The sequence below is a fragment of the Pseudomonas sp. ML96 genome (assembly GCF_000761545.1).
Classification (GTDB): Bacteria; Pseudomonadota; Gammaproteobacteria; order Pseudomonadales; family Pseudomonadaceae; genus Aquipseudomonas.
Genome location: NZ_JPMY01000012.1, coordinates 26,340 through 43,124 on the forward strand (window position 1 = coordinate 26,340; position 16,785 = coordinate 43,124).

General features: G+C 67.8%; 13 protein-coding genes. 5 read left to right on the forward strand and 8 right to left on the reverse strand.

Annotated features, from left to right (window positions below):
- Positions 1-114 precede the first annotated feature (114 nt).
- Positions 115-2,421 carry a 5-methyltetrahydropteroyltriglutamate--homocysteine S-methyltransferase gene (gene metE / locus IP89_RS09650; RefSeq protein ID WP_043309252.1) on the reverse strand — a complete coding sequence of 769 codons (2,307 nt, stop codon included), beginning with the start codon at positions 2,419-2,421 and terminating at the stop codon, positions 115-117.
- A gap of 111 nt (positions 2,422-2,532) precedes the next feature.
- Between metE and metR the strand changes: the two genes are divergently transcribed.
- Positions 2,533-3,450 carry a transcriptional regulator MetR gene (metR, locus tag IP89_RS09655; RefSeq protein WP_043309254.1) on the forward strand — a complete coding sequence of 306 codons (918 nt, stop codon included), beginning with the start codon at positions 2,533-2,535 and terminating at the stop codon, positions 3,448-3,450.
- Here metR and IP89_RS23320 read toward each other — a convergent pair.
- The 7 genes from IP89_RS23320 to IP89_RS09685 all read right to left on the reverse strand — a co-directional run bounded on the left by IP89_RS23320 (position 3,434) and on the right by IP89_RS09685 (position 9,340).
- Positions 3,434-3,601: a hypothetical protein gene (locus IP89_RS23320; RefSeq protein WP_156115015.1), complete on the reverse strand. Its 168-nt coding sequence runs from the start codon at positions 3,599-3,601 to the stop codon at positions 3,434-3,436. The genes metR and IP89_RS23320 overlap by 17 nt on opposite strands.
- Entirely contained in the window at positions 3,601-3,861 is a 261-nt protein-coding gene (locus IP89_RS09660; RefSeq protein ID WP_043309256.1) for a DUF2790 domain-containing protein, read from the reverse strand. Before IP89_RS09660 ends, IP89_RS23320 begins: the two co-directional genes overlap by 1 nt.
- A 248-nt stretch (positions 3,862-4,109) precedes the next feature.
- Positions 4,110-4,373, reverse strand: a complete 264-nt coding sequence (locus IP89_RS09665) for a DUF2790 domain-containing protein (RefSeq protein ID WP_043309258.1) — start codon at positions 4,371-4,373, stop codon at positions 4,110-4,112.
- A gap of 174 nt (positions 4,374-4,547) precedes the next feature.
- Positions 4,548-5,444 carry an HlyD family secretion protein gene (locus tag IP89_RS09670; protein WP_043309261.1) on the reverse strand — a complete coding sequence of 299 codons (897 nt, stop codon included), beginning with the start codon at positions 5,442-5,444 and terminating at the stop codon, positions 4,548-4,550.
- Between the two features lie 25 nt (positions 5,445-5,469).
- The gene (locus IP89_RS09675) at positions 5,470-5,670 is read right to left on the reverse strand and encodes a DUF1656 domain-containing protein (RefSeq protein ID WP_043309262.1); all 201 of its coding nucleotides are present in this window, start codon (positions 5,668-5,670) and stop codon (positions 5,470-5,472) included.
- Positions 5,660-7,822, reverse strand: a complete 2,163-nt coding sequence (locus tag IP89_RS09680; RefSeq protein ID WP_043309263.1) for an FUSC family protein — start codon at positions 7,820-7,822, stop codon at positions 5,660-5,662. Before IP89_RS09680 ends, IP89_RS09675 begins: the two co-directional genes overlap by 11 nt.
- Before the next feature lie 9 nt (positions 7,823-7,831).
- Positions 7,832-9,340, reverse strand: coding sequence for an efflux transporter outer membrane subunit (locus tag IP89_RS09685; RefSeq protein WP_043309265.1), 1,509 nt, complete (start codon positions 9,338-9,340; stop codon positions 7,832-7,834).
- A gap of 168 nt (positions 9,341-9,508) precedes the next feature.
- On the opposite strand from IP89_RS09685, the gene IP89_RS09690 reads away from it, so the two are divergent.
- From IP89_RS09690 to IP89_RS09705, 4 genes are all read left to right on the forward strand, one after another.
- A complete protein-coding gene (locus IP89_RS09690) occupies positions 9,509-10,459 on the forward strand; it encodes a LysR family transcriptional regulator (protein ID WP_043309266.1) in 951 nt (316 codons plus the stop codon).
- A 169-nt stretch (positions 10,460-10,628) separates the two neighbouring features.
- Positions 10,629-12,254 (forward strand): FMN-binding glutamate synthase family protein, encoded by a 1,626-nt coding sequence (locus IP89_RS09695; RefSeq protein WP_043309267.1) that lies wholly within the window; start codon positions 10,629-10,631, stop codon positions 12,252-12,254.
- Positions 12,255-12,379: 125 nt separating this feature from the next.
- Positions 12,380-13,540, forward strand: coding sequence for an OpgC family protein (locus tag IP89_RS09700; protein WP_052081015.1), 1,161 nt, complete (start codon positions 12,380-12,382; stop codon positions 13,538-13,540).
- Between the two features lie 126 nt (positions 13,541-13,666).
- Positions 13,667-16,783: a transglycosylase domain-containing protein gene (locus IP89_RS09705; protein WP_043309269.1), complete on the forward strand. Its 3,117-nt coding sequence runs from the start codon at positions 13,667-13,669 to the stop codon at positions 16,781-16,783.
- Positions 16,784-16,785: the final 2 nt, after the last annotated feature.

The following is a 16,785-nucleotide window of genomic DNA, read 5'->3' on the forward strand; positions in this document are numbered from 1 at the left end:
TTGTGGGCATCACAGCCCTACAAGCATTCCGACTCCCGGCATCGCGCTGCGGTTCAGGCTAACGGCACACCGCCCCAATACGCAAAACGGAGCACCAGGCCCCGTTGCGTTGACTCAGGCCAGTTCGGCTCGTAGCTGCCGCGCCGCCGCCACCATGTTGACCAGCGCCGCCTCGGTCTCAGGCCAACCGCGGGTTTTCAGACCGCAGTCCGGGTTGACCCACAGGCGCTCGGCCGGCACGCGCTGCGCGGCCTTGCGCATCAGGCGGACCATCTCGGCGCTGTCCGGCACCCGTGGCGAGTGGATGTCATACACGCCCGGGCCGATCTCGTTGGGGTACTCGAAGCGTTCGAAGGCATCCAGCAGCTCCATGTCCGAGCGCGAGGTCTCGATGGTGATCACGTCGGCGTCCATGGCGGCGATGGACTCGATCACATCGTTGAACTCGCTGTAGCACATGTGGGTGTGGATCTGCGTCTCGTCGCGCACCCCGCTGGCGGTCAGGCGGAAGGCTTCGGTGGCCCAGGCGAGATACTGCTGCCACTGGGCACGGCGCAGCGGCAGGCCCTCGCGGAAGGCCGCCTCATCAATCTGGATGACCTTGATGCCGGCAGTTTCCAGGTCGACCACCTCGTCGCGGATGGCCAGTGCCAGCTGGCGCGCTTGCTGCTCGCGGGAGATGTCGTCACGCGGGAATGACCACATCAGCATGGTCACCGGGCCGGTCAGCATGCCCTTCATCAGCTTGTCGGTGCAGCGCTGGGCATACTCGATCCAGGCCACGGTCATGGCCTGCGGACGCGACAGGTCGCCATAGATCAGCGCCGGCTTCACGCAACGCGAGCCATAGCTCTGCACCCAGCCGAAGCGGGTGAAGGCGTAGCCGTCGAGTTGCTCGGCGAAGTACTCGACCATGTCGTTGCGCTCGGCCTCGCCATGCACCAGCACGTCCAGGCCCAGTTGCTCCTGAATGCTCACGGCGTGGCGGATTTCGCTGTGCATGGCCTCGGTATAGTCGGCGGCGGACAGCTTGCCGGCCTTGAATGACTGACGCGCCAGGCGGATGGCCGAGGTCTGCGGGAAGGAGCCGATGGTGGTGGTGGGGAACGGCGGCAGATCGAGCAGCGCGCGCTGCTTGGCGATGCGCTCGGCGAACGGCGATTGGCGCTGGCTATCGGCGGCGCTGATCGCAGCCAGACGCGCCTGCACAGCCGGCTTGTGGATACGTGGCGAGGCGGCGCGGCTGGCCTGCACGGCGTTGCTCTCGGCCAGTGCGGCCTGCACCTCGGCGGCCTGCGGCTCGCGCAGGGCCTGGGCCAGCACGGCGACCTCCTGGCACTTCTGCACGGCGAAGGCCAGCCAGCTTTTCAGCTCGGCATCCAGCTGGTCTTCGCGGCCCAGGTCGACCGGGCTGTGCAGCAGCGAGCAGCTCGGCGCCACCCACAGCCGCGAGCCCAGGCGCTCATGGGCCTGCTGCAGCACGTCCAGGGCAGCCTGCAGGTCGGTGCGCCAGATATTGCGGCCGTTGACCACGCCGAGCGACAGCATCTTGTAGGAAGGCAGGCGATCGAGGATGGCCGGGAACTGCTCCGGCGCGCGCACCAGGTCGATGTGCAGGCCATCCACCGGCAGGCTGGCGGCCAGGCCGAGGTTGTCTTCCAGGCCGGCGAAGTAGGTGGCGATCAGTTTCTTCAGCGGCTCCTTCTGCAGCAGGTTATAGGCGCGCTCGAAGGCGTTCTTCCAGGCTTGCGGCAGGTCGAGGGCGAGGATCGGCTCGTCGATCTGCACCCACTCGATGCCCTGGGCAGCCAGGCGCTGGAGGATTTCGCCGTAGACCGGCAGCAGGCGTTCGAGCAGGTCGAGACGCTCGAATTCCGCACCTTTTGCTTTACCCAGCCACAGGTAGGTCAGCGGACCGATCAGCACCGGCTTGAGGTTGTGGCCCAGGGCCTTGCCCTCCTCCACTTCCTCGAACAGCTGCTCCCAGCTCAGGGCGAACTGCTGGTCACGGGAGAACTCGGGGACCAGGTAGTGGTAGTTGGTATCGAACCATTTGGTTAGCTCTTGTGCAGAAGCGGGCTGGGCATGCGCGCCGCCACAGCAGGTGTTCTGGCTGACGCCACGGGCCATGCCGAACAGGGTGTCCAGGGTCGGTTTGGCGCCGTGCACATGGAAGCGTTCGGGGATCACGCCGAAGGCCAGCGAGTGGCTCAGCACCTGGTCGTACCAGGCGAAGTCGCCGACTGGCAGCAGCTCGATGCCGGCGTCCTTCTGCAGCTGCCAGTGCGCGGCGCGCAGCTCGCGGCCCACGGCGCGCAGGCCGGCCTCGTCCAGTTCGCCTTTCCAATAGGCTTCCAGGGCTTTCTTCAGTTCGCGGTCGCGGCCGATGCGGGGGAAGCCGAGGTTGTGTGCCAGTGCCATCTGTCCATCTCCGGTGTTCGTCAATGGCGCACATTCTCGACACCGAGCACATCATGAGACAAACTCAACATATTCGTGATGATCACAAATTTTACTCATTGAGATTCGCTCATGTTGGAACTGCGCCACCTCAAGACCCTGCACGCCTTGCGTGAGACAGACAGCCTGGTAGAGGCCGCCGAACGCCTGCACCTGACCCAGTCGGCGCTGTCGCACCAGTTCAAGGAACTGGAAGAACGTCTGGGCATGCAGCTGTTCGTGCGCAAGACCAAGCCGGTGCGCTTCACCAGCGCCGGCCTGCGCCTGCTGCAACTGGCCGACAGCCTGCTGCCGCAGCTGCGTGCGGCGGAGCGCGACCTGGCGCGCCTGGCGGGAGGGACCGCGGGCCGCCTACATATGGCCATCGAGTGCCACAGCTGCTTCCAGTGGCTGATGCCGACCATCGACCAGTTCCGCGATGCCTGGCCGGAAGTGGAGCTGGACCTGGCTTCGGGCTTCTCCTTCGCCCCGCTGCCGGCGCTGTCGCGCGGTGACCTCGACCTGGTGGTGACCTCCGACCCGGTGGAAATGAGCGGCATCACCTACGTGCCGCTGTTCACCTACGAGGCACTGCTGGCGGTGGCCAACCAGCACGCGCTGGCCAGCCGCCCCTACGTGATCCCCGAAGACCTGGAACGCGAGACGCTGATCACCTACCCGGTGGACCGCGACCGCCTGGACATCTTCACCCGCTTCCTCGAGCCGGCCGACATCGAGCCGGCGCAGGTACGCACCTCCGAGCTGACGGTGATGATGATGCAGCTGGTGGCCAGCGGCCGCGGCGTGTGCTGCCTGCCCAACTGGGCGCTGCACGAGTACAGCTCGCGGGGTTATGTGACCGCCAAGCGCCTGGGCGAGAAGAGCCTGTACTGCACGCTGTACGCCGCGATCCGCGCCGACATGCTCGACGCGCCGTTCATGCGCGACTTCCTGCTGACCGCCAAGGACACCTCCTTCGCCACCCTCGAAGGGGTCAGCGCCGCTCGTTGAGGCAGGCCTGGCGCAGGCGCATGAACTGGGCGAACTCGCTGTCGCCCCGGCGTGGCACGCGCTCCTCACCCGTCTCGGGCAGATGCACGGCGGGCCTGGCGGATGGCTCCGGCAGGCCCTGCTTTCTTTTACTCGTCAGGTAAGAAAACATCAGTTGTCTCGGCAGCCACCGCCCAGGGCCAAGTAGCTCAGGCTGTGGCGCTCGCCCTGGTGATCCTCGTAGACCATCACCGAGCGGGTCACGCCGCAGATGGCCGAGGTATCGGTGGTGGAGATCACCCTGGCCACGTCCAGATCCATGCCGTACTGGTACTGCTCCACCTCGGAACGCTGCGCAGGGCCTTCGGCAGTAGTGGCGGCAAAGGCGAAGGAAGACAGACTGGCCAGGGCCAGAACGATGAATGCTTTCATGTTTACACCTCTCGGGATCACCGATTTCCGGCGCCGCAATCAGGCTGGCGGCGCGCTACGGAGTGAATTCTGCGAGCCGGGGCGGCGACGAAACAGCCGCGTTTGCAGGAAGCTTTCTTACGCATCAGGCAACAATTGACCGACTCTGCCGGCCATTACCTAGTGCCCTATTGGGTGCAGCGCTGCAATCCTGCCTGCAGAAATGACGATGCCCGGCACGGGCCGGGCATCCGTGCTCGTCAGGTAGATCAGCCGTCGATGCAGCCGCCGCCGATCACCAGGTACTCCAGGCGATGCAGGCGACCCTGATGATCCTCGTAGGTCATGATCGACGGGGTCACGCCACAGATCTTCGAGACGTCGGTGGTGGAGATCACGTGGGCCACGTCCAGGTCCATGTCGTAGGTGTACACCTCGACGGCCGGCTGGTTGTCGGCGGTGGCTTCCGTCTGGCCCGCCGCGAAGGCGAACGGGGTCAGGCCGGCCAGGGCCAGCAGGGTCAAAACTCTCATTGGGCAGTGTCCTGATGTCAGGGAAAGGGGCTTCGGCCGTGCAGGTATGCAGCGGCCGAAGTTGCAGCCAGTCGGCCCGGTAGAGGGAAGCCTTGGCTGCTGTGCCTCATCGTGGGAGGCGGGACCATTCTAGGTAGGCGCCCTGCGGCGATATACGCGCGAAGTGCGCATGCACTATTGCCGTCCCGGAAACAATCCTGCGACCTCCTCACCACCCTCCTCGACCACCACGGTGCAGGTCATGCCGGCGGCCAGCTCCAGCCCATCCGGCAGCGCATCGAGACGAATGCGCACCGGCACGCGCTGGGCCAGGCGCACCCAGTTGAAGGTCGGGTTGACGTCGGCGGTCAGCTCGCGGCTCTGCGGGTTGTCGCGCTCGTAGATGCCGCGGGCGATGCTGTCGACACGCCCGCGCAGGCGCTGGCCATTCATCAGGCGCATCTCCACCGGCGCGCCGATGCGCACCCGCGCCAGGCGGGTCTCCTCGAAGTAGCCGTTGACGTAGAACGAGGCACTGTCGACCAGGGCCATGCTCGCCTCGCCAGTCTGCACGTAGTCACCTTCGAACACGCTGAGGTTGGTGATGTAGCCGTCGGCCGAGGCACGTACCTCGGTGCGCTGCAGCATGAGACGAGCCACGTCCAGCTGCGCCAGCGCCGACTGGTAGTCGGCCGTGGCGATGGCCGACAGGTGCCCGGCATCCTCGCGGCTCTCGCGCGACACCACCAGATCGTCCATCTCCGCCCGGCGCTGGGCGTTGACCTCGCGCATGGCCAGGGCCGCCTTGCGCGCCGCCACCAGGGCCTCGGCCTGGCGCACGGCCAACTGGTAATGGCTGGGGTCGATGCGCAGCAGCAGGTCGCCCTTGGCCACGCGCTGGTTGTCGTGCACCGCGACTTCCACCACCAGCCCCGCCACGTCCGGAGCGATGTTGATGATGTCGGCGCGCACCCGGCCATCGCGGGTCCAGGGCGAGTCCATGTAGTGCAGCCACAGGGTGCGCACCAGCAGCGCGGCCGCGGCGCAGATGAGCAGGGTCGCGCAGACACTGACGAGACGTTTCAGGGGCATGGAGGTTCTCTGTGAGCAGGGCTAATCAGCGGTAGATGGTCAGCGCCAGGGCGCAGTACAGGCAGGTGAACAGGCCCACGCGCAGCAGCGTCGGGTGCCAGGCGTGGCGATACAGGCCGGCCTTGGCGAACAGGCGGTCGAGCCCCCAGGCCAGCAACAGGGTGAGCAGGAACAACAGGGTCAGGCTCGGCAGGTAGACGCCGTGCAGGGTGATCTCACGCGGCATGGGCGGCCCTCGGGTAATGGCCGGCGGGCTCGGGCGCGCGCAGCGGCGACAGCGGGTCGAGCAGCGAGCTGCGGATGAAGTGCAGGTAGCTGAGCATGCGCCGCAGTGGCGAGCTGTCGAACTGCGGCGCGCAGGGCTCGGCGGTGCCGCGCAGGGTGTCGATGGCCTGCTCCACCGCCTGTAGCGCGCGTTGGCGATTGACCTCGCCGGGCCTGACGAACAAGCGAATCAGCGCCCGACCCATGGCGCGGATGGCGTACCGCCAGGGCATCGCCTCGGCGTAGCAGTCCAACGGCGGTAGGCGCATCTGTTCCAGGCGCAGTTCGATCACCGCGTGGCCGACCTCCTGCACGGCGAAAGTCCAGCGCAGTAGCTGGCGCTGCACATCGGCGCGCCCGCTGGCCACGCCGTAGGCCTGGCTGAGCAGATCGCGCGTGCCGCTCTCGAACGCGCCGACCAAGCCGGCCAGGCGCCCGCTCACCGCCTGCACCACGCACATGCGCAGCTCATGCTCCAGGCGCCGCCACAGCCAGGGCCGGTTGGGCGGCAGGATGATCAGCGCCGCCACCGTGGCCACGCCCATGGCCAACAGCGCCGCCAGGTACTCGTTGAGCAGACGCAAAGGGTCGTAGATCGTCAGGTTGGCCGGCAGCGAGATCATGCAGAACCACATCAGCAGACCCAGGCCATGGCCGGCGCTGGCGGGCCGCGCGCACAACCAGGCGCCGAAGGCGAACACCGGCGCCAGGGCGCAGCAGAGCAAGGCGAAGCCATCCAGCCAGGGCAGTATCCAGAAGGTCAGGACGAAGCCCAGGCAAGCGCCGCCGAGCGCGCCCAGGCCGATCTGCGCAGACAACCGCCCAGGGCTGGACGAGGTCGACGCCAGCGCCGCGACCATGCCCGCGGTGAGGACGAAGGTGCCGCCGCTGGGCCAGGCGGTGGCCATCCAGAACAGGCCGAGCAGGAGCATCAGCAAGGCGCTGCGCCCTCCCGCCACCGCTGCCGCGGCGAGGTTGGCGCGTGGCCGGAAACTGTCGCGCCAGTCTTCGCGGACATGCTGGTGATCGAGCAGCGAGGCATGGGTGCGAGCGTAGTCGAGCAGATCGCCGGTGAAGCGATAGAGCAGCTCGGCGGCGGTGTCGTAATCCAGTTGCTGCGCCTCCTGCGCACGGCCGATGGCCAGCCACAGGCGCCCCTGGCGGATGTTCTGCATCAGCTGCGGCCGGGCGTTCTCCAGGCTGGCGCGCAGCCATTCGGCATCGGCCTCGCTGCAGGGGCGCTGCTGCAGGGCGGCGAGCAGCGTGGCGACTTCGGCCAGGCTCGGCTGCAGGGCATCGCGCACCCGCTGCCCGCCCTCGCCTGCCAGACGCTGGAGCAACTGGTGCAGGGCGTGGAAGCGCGTCGACAGCACCAGGAACTCGCTGTTCAGCCGGCCCAGGCGCCCGTGGCGCAGGCGCATGTGCGGGTCCTCGAAGGCGCTGGCATTGCGCAGGTTCTCCAGGCTCACCGCGGCGGCGGCAAAGCGCACGTTGTAGTCCTCGAAGTGCGCCTCGCCGAGGTCGCCCTGCAGTCCCGAACTGGCGAAACCGGCGAACTCGCGCAGGCGCGCCTGCAGGCGCAGCTGCAGGTCGTCGCTGCTGCGCTGCGGCAGTACCAGGCCATGCACCAGGCCGGTACAGAGAATGCCCAGGCTGATCTCCAGCACCCGCCACAGCGCCTGCATGAAGGCGCCCTCGGGCATCTGCGTGGCCGGCAGGCCGATCATCAGCGCGGTGTAGCCGGCCAGCACGCAGGCATAGCCGCGGAAATCGCGATAGCGCGAGGCACCGGCCGTGCACAGGCCGATCCACAGCGCCAGGCTGAGCATGAACAGCCCGCGCTCCTGGTTGAACAGAGCGATCAGCAGCACCATCACCGCCAGCCCGAGCAGAGTGCCGAGCAGGCGGTAGAAACTCTTGGCCAGCACCTGGCCGCTCTGCGTCTGCATGACGATGAACACGGTGGCCAGCACAGTGCTCGGCTGCGGCAGTTCCAGGCGATAGGCCAGCCACAGGGCGAGGAAGGCGCTGAGCAGGCCCTTGGCGACGAAGGCCCAGGTTAGGCCGTCGCTGCGCGCCCAGGCGCGCAAGGCGAGTTTGAGGGAGTTCGGCATGGGCAGGTCTCAGGGGCGAGGAAGAAGGCGCAGACGCGGCTCGTGCGGCACCAGGCTGGCGTCATCCGCGCTCTCGGCCGGTGGCTGCACGCCGCCACCGAGGGCCAGCAGCAGATCGGCCTGGGCGCTGAGCCGTGCGGCCAGCACCTGCTGCTGGGTCAGCTGGCGTTCGAGCAGCGCCGGCAGGGCCTGCAGCACTTCGTCGTAGCCGGTCAGGCCACGTCGCTGCGCCAGCGCCGCCAGGTCGCAACTGCGCTGCGCCACTGCAACCGCCTCGGCGGCCAGCTGCGCCTGCTGCTGCAGCGACTGCTGGCGCACCAGGCCGTCGGCCACCTGCTGCAGGGCCAGCAGCAGGCCCTGGTTGTACTGCTCCACGGCAAGGTCGTAGTCGGCGCTCGCCACGCCCAGCTCGCCACGCCGGCGGCCGCCGTCATACAGCGGCAGGTTGAGCGCGGGGCCAAGGTTGTAGGCCAGTTTGTCGTAGTGCAGAAAGTCCAGCAGGCTGCCCTGGGTCGCGTTGCTGCCCAGCCCGGCCAGCAGGTCGATATTGGGATAGAAATCGGCCTTGGCCACCTCGATGCCGCGCGCCGCGGCAGCCACCTGCCAGCGCCGCGCCTGCAGGTCCGGGCGCTGGCCAAGCAGCTCCAGCGGCAGATGTGCGGGCAAGCCGATGTTGCGCTGCAGGTTCAGGCGCGGCCGGCGCAGCCGCTCGCCTGCCCCCGGTCCCTGCCCGGCCAGCACGGCGAGCTGGTGCTGAGTGATGACACGGGCCTCGTGCAGGGCATCCAGGCGCCGGTGGCTCTCGGCCAGCGGCTCCTGCAAACGGTTCACCTCCTGGCGTGTGCCGATGCCATCGCGCAGGCGGCTCTCGGCCAGTTGCACACGTGCCTGCTGCTGGGTCAGCAGGGCCTGGGCGATGTCCGTCTCGGCATACAGCAGGGCCAGCTGGATGTAGCTGCGCAGCAGGTTGCCCTGCAGCTCCAGCGCCGCTACCCGCGCCTCGGCCACCTGCTGGCGGACCTGGTCGACGGCCGCATGGCTGCGGCTGCGTTCGCGGTCCCAGAGGTCGAGGTCATAGCGAAAGCCGAGCTGGCTGCTGTTGTTCCAGCTGCTGGTACGCCCGAGCACGCCGGGGCCGTAGAAGTAGTCGGCCGGCCAGCGCTTGCGCTGCACGCTGGCATCGAGCTGCACCTGCGGCGCCTCCGCCGACTCCACCACGCCGGCCAGTGCCTCGGCCCGGCGCACACGGGCCGCCGCCTGGGCCAGGCTCGGGCTGTGCGCCAGCGCCTGCTCCATCCAGGCGTCCAGCTGGGCATCGCCATAGGCGCGCCACCAGCGAGTGTCCGGCCAGGCAGCTTCGTGCTCGGCCTGCTGCACGGCGGCGCCGAGGTCGACAGCGTCGGCCTGCAATAGGTTGGATTGGGGAACAATGCCGTGGCTGTCGATACAACCAGCGAGCTGGGCAAACAGGGTCAACAGACTGGCGTTCATGAGGCACGACCAAGCGATGCGAGGCATCTGCGCTACATCCTGGGAACGGGCGAAACCGAAGGGGCGGCAGATTCTAGAAGGGCGCCGTGCGGCGGATAAGCAGGCAGTTAGATGATGGATTGTGTACTGAAATAGCAGTAATCCCGACTAGACTGCGGTGACAGAATCCGCCTCCCTGCCCCGTCGGAATCCTCCATGGACACCCTCTTCAACATGCGCGCCTTCGTCTGTGTGGCGGAAACCGGCAGCTTCACCGCCGCCGCCCAGCGCATGTCACTCACTACCTCGTACGTCTCGCGCGCCGTCGCCACCCTGGAAACCCACCTGCGCACTCGTCTGCTGCACCGCACCACGCGGCGCCTGGCGCTGACCGAGGCCGGCCAGCGCTACCTGCTGCGCTGCGAGCAGATCCTCAACTACATCGACGAGGCCGAGGCCGAGGCCGGCGAGGCCAATGCCCACCCGGTCGGCGTGCTCAAGGTGCATGCCATGACCGGCATCGGCCAGCACTACCTGATCAAGGCCATCGCCGAGTACAACAAGATCTACCCGGATGTGAGCTTCGACCTGACCCTGGCCAACCGCAGCCCCGACCTGCTCGACGAGGGCTACGACGTGTCCATGGTCATCGCCAGCGAGCTGCCCGACTCGGGCTTCATCTCCAAGCACCTGGGCAGCACCTACAGCGTGCTGTGCGCCTCGCCGGACTATCTGGCGCGGCACGGTACGCCGCGCCAGGTCAGCGACCTCGGCGGCCACCACTGCCTACGCCTGATCAACAACGTGATGGGCCTGGACAAGTGGCTGCTCGACGGCCCGGACGGCCAGGAGCAGGTGCTGATCAAGCAGACGCCGTTCCAGGTCAACACCGCCGACGCCATGACCGAGGCGATCAAGGCAGGTATCGGCATCGGCGCGCTGCCGCTGTATTCCGCCGTCGGCGGCCTGGGCGACGGCAGCCTGCTGCGCGTGCTGCCCAACCATCGCCTGTTCTCGCTGGGCATCTACGCGCTGTACCCATCGCGGCAGTTCCTCGATGCCAAGACCCGCACCTGGGTCGAATTCGTGCGCAACTTCCTGCCGGCGCTGCTGCGTGCCAACGACGAGGCGGTGGCCGCCGCCAGCCGGCAGCTGTCCGCCCGCTGAAGTGGCGACGATGAAACAGCCGCACCTGGCAGAAGCTGTTTTACCCGCCAAGCAACAATTGCCTCGGCTCAGGCTGCTAACCTGAAGCGAACCGCCAGCGTCTGCCGCTCTGCCCCGGCCCTTACAGGCACATAGAAGCGAGCGCAGACGCCCCGCCCGAGGAGACTCCATGAGCCTGTCGTTGCTGAACCGCTACGCCTTCTTCGCCTTCTGTGTCCTGCTCACCCTCGCCAGCCTGCCGTTCCTCGGCGCGCACGAGTGGCTGTGGCTGCTGACCCTGCTCGGCGGGCTGCTCAGCCTGGTCGGCATCAACGACCTGCTGCAGACACGCCACGCGGTGCGGCGCAACTACCCGATCCTGGGCAACATCCGCTACCTGGTGGAAGCCATCCGCCCGGAGATCCGCCAGTACCTGCTGGAGGGTGACCGCGAGGCGCTGCCCTTCTCCCGCGCCCAGCGTGGCCTGGTCTATGCGCGGGCCAAGAACGAGGGCGCCGACAAGGCCTTCGGCACTCTCAGCGACGTGTACCAGAGCGGCTTCGAATTCATCGGCCACTCCATGCTGCCGGCCGATCACTGCGACCCCAGCACCTTCCGCGTCAACGTCGGCGGCCCGCTGTGCCGGCAGCCCTACTCGGCCTCGGTGTTCAACATCTCGGCGATGAGCTTCGGCTCGCTCAGCGCCAATGCCATTCGCGCGCTGAACAAGGGCGCCTGGCTCGGCGGTTTCTACCACGACACCGGCGAGGGCAGCATCAGCCCCTACCACCGCGAGAACGGCGGCGACCTGGTGTGGGAGCTGGGCAGCGGCTACTTCGGTTGCCGCGACGAGCAGGGCCGCTTCGACCCGCAACGCTTCGCCGAACAGGCCGCCAGCGAGCAGGTGAAGATGATCGAGATCAAGCTCAGCCAGGGCGCCAAGCCGGGCCACGGCGGCATCCTGCCCAAGCACAAGGTGACCGAGGAAATCTCCCTGACCCGTGGCGTGCCGATGGGCCAGGACTGCATCTCGCCGTCGCGCCACAGCGCCTTCTCCACCCCAATCGGGCTGCTGCAGTTCATCGCCCAGCTGCGAGAGCTGTCCGGCGGCAAGCCGGTGGGCTTCAAGCTGTGCCTGGGCCACCCCTGGGAGTTCATGGGCATCGCCAAGGCCATGCTGGAGACCGGCATCCTGCCCGACTTCATCGTTATCGACGGCAAGGAAGGCGGCACCGGCGCCGCTCCCCTGGAGTTCACCGACCACATCGGCGTGCCCCTGCGCGAGGGTCTGCTGTTCGTCCACAACACCCTGGTCGGCCTCAACCTGCGCGACAAGATTCGCCTCGGCGCCAGCGGCAAGATCGTCAGCGCCTTCGACATCGCCAGCGTCATGGCCCTGGGCGCGGACTGGGCCAACTCCGCCCGCGGCTTCATGTTCGCCATCGGCTGCATCCAGTCGCAGAGCTGCCACACCAACAAGTGCCCGACCGGCGTGGCTACCCAGGACAAGCTGCGCCAGCGTGCGCTGGTGGTGACGGACAAGGCCCAGCGCGTGCACAACTTCCACCGCAACACCATGCGCGGCCTGGCCGAGATGATCGCCGCCGCCGGCCTCAGCCATCCCTCGCAGATCGAGGCCAAGCACCTGGTGCGGCGCATGTCGGCCAGCGAGATCAAGCTGTACTCGCAGCTGCACGTGTTCCTCAAGCCCGGCGAGCTGCTCGATGGCAAGATCGACGGCGAGTTCTACCGGCGCATGTGGGCCATGGCCCGCTCCGACAGCTTCGACCCGCAGCCGCTGGAGCAAAGCGCCTAGCCCGCGCCTGACGGGGCGCATGACCGCTGGTCATTCAGGCGCATCAAGCGGCACCACACGGTAGTCACAGGCATATCGACCGTGCGGGTGGAACGGTTCCACCCGCCCCAAGTGAGCATGCCGCCATGACGCAGACCGGCCGTGATTTGCGCATCGACTTCTTCCGTGGGTTGGCGCTGGTATTCATCTTCTGGGACCACATCCCCGGCAACCCGCTGGCGCAGATCACCCCGCGCAACGTCGGCCTGAGCGACGCGGCGGAGATCTTCGTGTTTCTCGCCGGTTACGCCGCCGTGCTGGCCTACGGCAAGCTGCTGCAGCGCGACGGCTACCTGGTCGCCTGCCTGCGCATCCTGCGCCGGGTCTGGGTGCTCTACGTGGCGCACATCTTCCTGCTGGCGGTGCTGATGGGCATCGTGTTCTTCACCAACAATCACGTCGAACAGAAGGACTTCGTCGGCGCCATGGGCCTCGACTACTTCCTCAGCCACCCGCAACAGGCGGTGACCGACGAGCTGTTGCTGCGCTTCAAGCCCAACCTGATGGACCCGCTGCCGCTGTACATCGTGCTGCTGGGCGCCCTGCCGGTGTGCCTGCCGCTGCTGCTGCGCTGGCCGGTGGCGCTGCTCGGCGGCTCCTGCCTGCTGTACCTGCTGGCGCCGCTGCCGCACATGAATCTGGCCGGGCCGCAGGGCGGCGAGTGGTTCTTCAACCCGCTGGCCTGGCAGTTCCTGTTCTTCCTCGGCGGCGCCGCAGCGCTTTATTCACAGCGCCGCCCGGCCGATGCGCCGCGGCCAACGCCGAGCGGCCCTTTGTTCATCGCCAGCGCCCTGTACCTGGTGGCCAGCGCCGCGCTGGCGCTGTCGTGGAAATTCCAGCTGCCGGACGACTGGATGCCACAGCTGCTGACCGATCTGATCTACCCGATCGACAAGACCGACCTGTCGCCACCGCGCCTGCTGCACTTCCTCGCCCTGGCCTACTGCATCGCGGTGATCCTGCCGCGCGGCGACTGGCTGCAGCGCTGGCCGGCGCGGGAGATGTGCCGCATGGGCCAGTACTCGCTGGAAGTGTTCTGCCTGGGCGTGCTGCTGGCGCCGCTGGCCGACGCCGCCAACAACCTGCTCGACGAGCACTGGCTGGTGCGCCTGGCCACTGCCATGGCCGGCCTAGCCCTGATGATGGCGCTGGCGCTGTGGCTGGACTTCATCAAGCGCTTCGGCCAACGCCGCACTCAGCCGGCGCCGCGCGACCCGCCACCACGGCTGCTGCACGGCGCGCGCTGAGCGTGGCGGCAGCAACTCGCAAGGAGCACGACCACCGCTCGGCGCCGACATAAAGCGCTCCTGCCTGCCCGGCGCCGACTAAGCTTGTTTGCAAGCAAAGCTTTCTGATCAGCCAGGCCATCGATCATGGGCGTACTTTGGCAATCGGATGCACCCCAGGCCGCGCTCCCCGCGAGCGAACCGGAAGCGCTTTTTACCCAGAATCCACCGCCGCGCCGGCGCCGCCTGAAACTGCTCATCTGGCTGGGCCTGTTACTGGTCCTGCTGGTTCTCGCGCTCGGCGTGTATCGCGAGCTGCAGACCGCGCGCTTCCAGGCCCGCGAATTCAGCCGCTACGCCGCCGAGCTGAGCTACAGCCTGCAGCCCGGCCCCAGCGCCGACATCGCCTTCCCCAGCGATGGGCCCTTCGACAAGCGCCAGGGCTATGCCCACCTGCCGCTACTGCTGGAGCGCCTGCAACAGCGGCACTTCCTGATCGCCGCGCAGGTACGCCAATCGCCCGCCCTGCTCGGCTATGCCGAACACGGCTTCTTCCCGCCCTTCAGGGAAAAGACCCAGTCCGGCCTGGCCATCGCCGATTGCCGCGGGGAGCCACTGTACCTGTTCCACTACCCGCAGCAGTTGTATGCCGGCTTCGCCGATATCCCGCCGCTGGTGGTGAACAGCCTGCTGTTCATCGAGAACCGCCACCTGCTCGACCGCGACCAGCCCCTGGCCAACCCGGCGGTGGACTGGCCGCGCTTCCTCAAGGCGGCACTGTCGCAGGTGGGCAAGAACTTCGCCCTGCAGGAACAGTCGGCCGGCGGCAGCACCCTGGCCACCCAGCTGGAGAAATACCGCCACTCGCCAGACGGCCTGACCCTGTCGGCCATGGAGAAGCTGCGGCAGATGATCTCCGCCAGCGTGCGCGCCTACCGTGGCGGGCCGGAGACCCTCGCCGCCCGCGAGCAGATAGTGCGTGACTACCTCAACAGCGTGCCGCTCTCCGCCGCACCTGGGCACGGCGAGGTGCACGGCCTGGCCGATGGCCTGCGGGTGTGGTTCGGCGCCGACTTCGCGCGGGTCAACGCCCTGCTCGACCCGGCCCGCACGCCGCTGGCCAGCCGCGCCGAACGCGGCCAGGCGCTGCGTCAGGTGCTGGCGCTGATGATCGCCCAGCGCCGCCCTTCCTATTACCTGGCCCAGGGCCGCAAGGAGCTGGAGGCGCTGACCGACAGCCACATTCGCGTGCTGGCCAGCGGCGGCGTGATCGACTGGGCCCTGCGCGATGCCGCGCTGGCACAGAAGCTGAGTTTCCGCGATCTGGAGCAGTACCCGGCGATCCAGCCGGTGCAGGGCAATAAGGGCATCAGCGTGGCCCGCTCGCGGCTGTCTGCGCTGCTCAACATGCCGCTGTACGACCTCGACCGCCTCGACCTGGCCGCCACTAGCACGCTCAACGACGAACTGCAGCAGAAGGTCAGCAGCTACCTGCGCCAGTTGGCCGATCCCGAGTTCGCCGGCCAGGTCGGCCTCTATGGCGAGCGCCTGCTGTCGCCGGAGAAAACCGCCGAGGTGCGCTACAGCTTCACCCTGTTCGAGCGCAGCCCGGACGGCGCACGGGTACGGGTGCAGACTGACAGCACCGACCAGCCGTTCGACATCAACGAGGGCAGCAAGCTGGAACTGGGCTCCACCGCCAAGCTGCGCGTGCTGACCACCTACCTGGAGGTGATCGCCGAGCTGCACCAGCGCTACGCCGGGCAGAGTCCCGAGGAACTGCGCAAGATCGAGGTGGCACCGCAGGACCACCTGAGCCGCTGGGTGCTCGACCAACTGATCGCCAAGCCCGACCTCGGCCTGCGCGACACCCTCGAAGCGGCGCTGGAGCGCAAGTACTCGGCCAGCCCCTACGAGACCTTCTTCACCGGCGGCGGCGCGCACACCTTCAGCAACTTCAAGCGCGAGGACAACGCGCGCATCCCCACCCTGCGCGTGGCTTTGCAGGAGTCGATCAACCTGCCCTTCATCCGCCTGCTGCGCGACCTGGTGCGCTACAGCACCTACCACGGCGCCAGCAACAGCGCCGCCCTGCTGCAGGACGACAAGCACCCGCTACGCGAGGGCTACCTCAAGCGCTTCGCCGACCGCGAGGGCACCACCTTCCTCCTGCGCTTCTGGCGCAAATACCAGGAGCAAAGCGCCCAGGAGCGCCTGGACACCTTCCTCGAGGGCCTGCGCCCCACCGCCGTACGCCTGGCCGCCGTGCACCGCTACCTGATGCCGGAGGTGGACGAGGCGACCTTCGCCGCCTTCATTCGCGCCCACGCCAACATCAAGGCCGAGAAGCTCACCGACAAGAAGATCCATAGATTGTACCTGGACTACGGCCCCGGCGCCTGGAGCCTGCCGGACCAGGGCTACATCGCCCGCGTCCACCCGCTGGAGCTGTGGCTGCTGGGCTACCTGATCGAGAACCCGCAGGCCAGCTTCAAGGACGCCGTGGCCGCCAGTGCCGAGGAGCGCCAGGAGGTCTACGGCTGGCTGTTCAAGACCCGCCACAAGAGCGCCCGCGACAGCCGCATCCGCACCCTGCTGGAGGTCGAGGCTTTCCTCGACATCCACCAGCGCTGGCAGCGCCTGGGCTATCCGTTCGAGCACCTGGTGCCGTCACTGGCCACCGCCATCGGCAGCTCCGGCGACCGCCCGGCGGCGCTGGCCGAACTGATGGGCATCATCCAGAACGACGGCATCCGCCAGCCCAGCGTGCGCATCGACCAGCTGCACTTCGCCACCGACACGCCCTACGAGACTCTGCTGCGCCACGATAACCAACGTGGCGAGCGGGTGCTGCCCACGGAGGTGGCAGCGGCGCTGCGTGGCGCCCTGTCTCAGGTGGTCGAGGCCGGTACCGCGCGGCGCCTGCACGGCAGCTTCCAGCTCGCCGACGGCACGCCGTTGGTGCTCGGCGGCAAGACCGGCACCGGCGACAACCGCATCGAGAGCACCACCCGTGGCGGCCATGTGCTCAGCTCCAAGGCCATCAACCGCACGGCGACTTTCGTCTTCTATTTAGGCCCGCGCCACTTCGGCACCCTCACCGCCTTCGTGCCGGGCCAGGCGGCGGAAGGCTTCCGTTTCACCTCGGCGTTGCCGGTGCAGGTGCTCAAGGGTATGGCGCCGATTCTCACGCCCTACCTGGAAGCGGCCGGGCAGACCGGCTGCGGCCTACCGCCGGTACCGTCCCGCGTGCGCCTGCTGTAGTT

What these genes read in the sequence shown, in the direction of transcription:
- metE (WP_043309252.1), bottom strand. Translation starts at nt 2,421, where the DNA reads ATGGCACTGGCACACAACCTCGGCTTCCCCCGCATCGGCCGCGACCGC.
- metR (WP_043309254.1), top strand. Translation starts at nt 2,533, where the DNA reads ATGTTGGAACTGCGCCACCTCAAGACCCTGCACGCCTTGCGTGAGACA.
- IP89_RS23320 (WP_156115015.1), bottom strand. Translation starts at nt 3,601, where the DNA reads ATGTTTTCTTACCTGACGAGTAAAAGAAAGCAGGGCCTGCCGGAGCCA.
- IP89_RS09660 (WP_043309256.1), bottom strand. Translation starts at nt 3,861, where the DNA reads ATGAAAGCATTCATCGTTCTGGCCCTGGCCAGTCTGTCTTCCTTCGCC.
- IP89_RS09665 (WP_043309258.1), bottom strand. Translation starts at nt 4,373, where the DNA reads ATGAGAGTTTTGACCCTGCTGGCCCTGGCCGGCCTGACCCCGTTCGCC.
- IP89_RS09670 (WP_043309261.1), bottom strand. Translation starts at nt 5,444, where the DNA reads ATGCCCCTGAAACGTCTCGTCAGTGTCTGCGCGACCCTGCTCATCTGC.
- IP89_RS09675 (WP_043309262.1), bottom strand. Translation starts at nt 5,670, where the DNA reads ATGCCGCGTGAGATCACCCTGCACGGCGTCTACCTGCCGAGCCTGACC.
- IP89_RS09680 (WP_043309263.1), bottom strand. Translation starts at nt 7,822, where the DNA reads ATGCCGAACTCCCTCAAACTCGCCTTGCGCGCCTGGGCGCGCAGCGAC.
- IP89_RS09685 (WP_043309265.1), bottom strand. Translation starts at nt 9,340, where the DNA reads ATGCCTCGCATCGCTTGGTCGTGCCTCATGAACGCCAGTCTGTTGACC.
- IP89_RS09690 (WP_043309266.1), top strand. Translation starts at nt 9,509, where the DNA reads ATGGACACCCTCTTCAACATGCGCGCCTTCGTCTGTGTGGCGGAAACC.
- IP89_RS09695 (WP_043309267.1), top strand. Translation starts at nt 10,629, where the DNA reads ATGAGCCTGTCGTTGCTGAACCGCTACGCCTTCTTCGCCTTCTGTGTC.
- IP89_RS09700 (WP_052081015.1), top strand. Translation starts at nt 12,380, where the DNA reads ATGACGCAGACCGGCCGTGATTTGCGCATCGACTTCTTCCGTGGGTTG.
- IP89_RS09705 (WP_043309269.1), top strand. Translation starts at nt 13,667, where the DNA reads ATGGGCGTACTTTGGCAATCGGATGCACCCCAGGCCGCGCTCCCCGCG.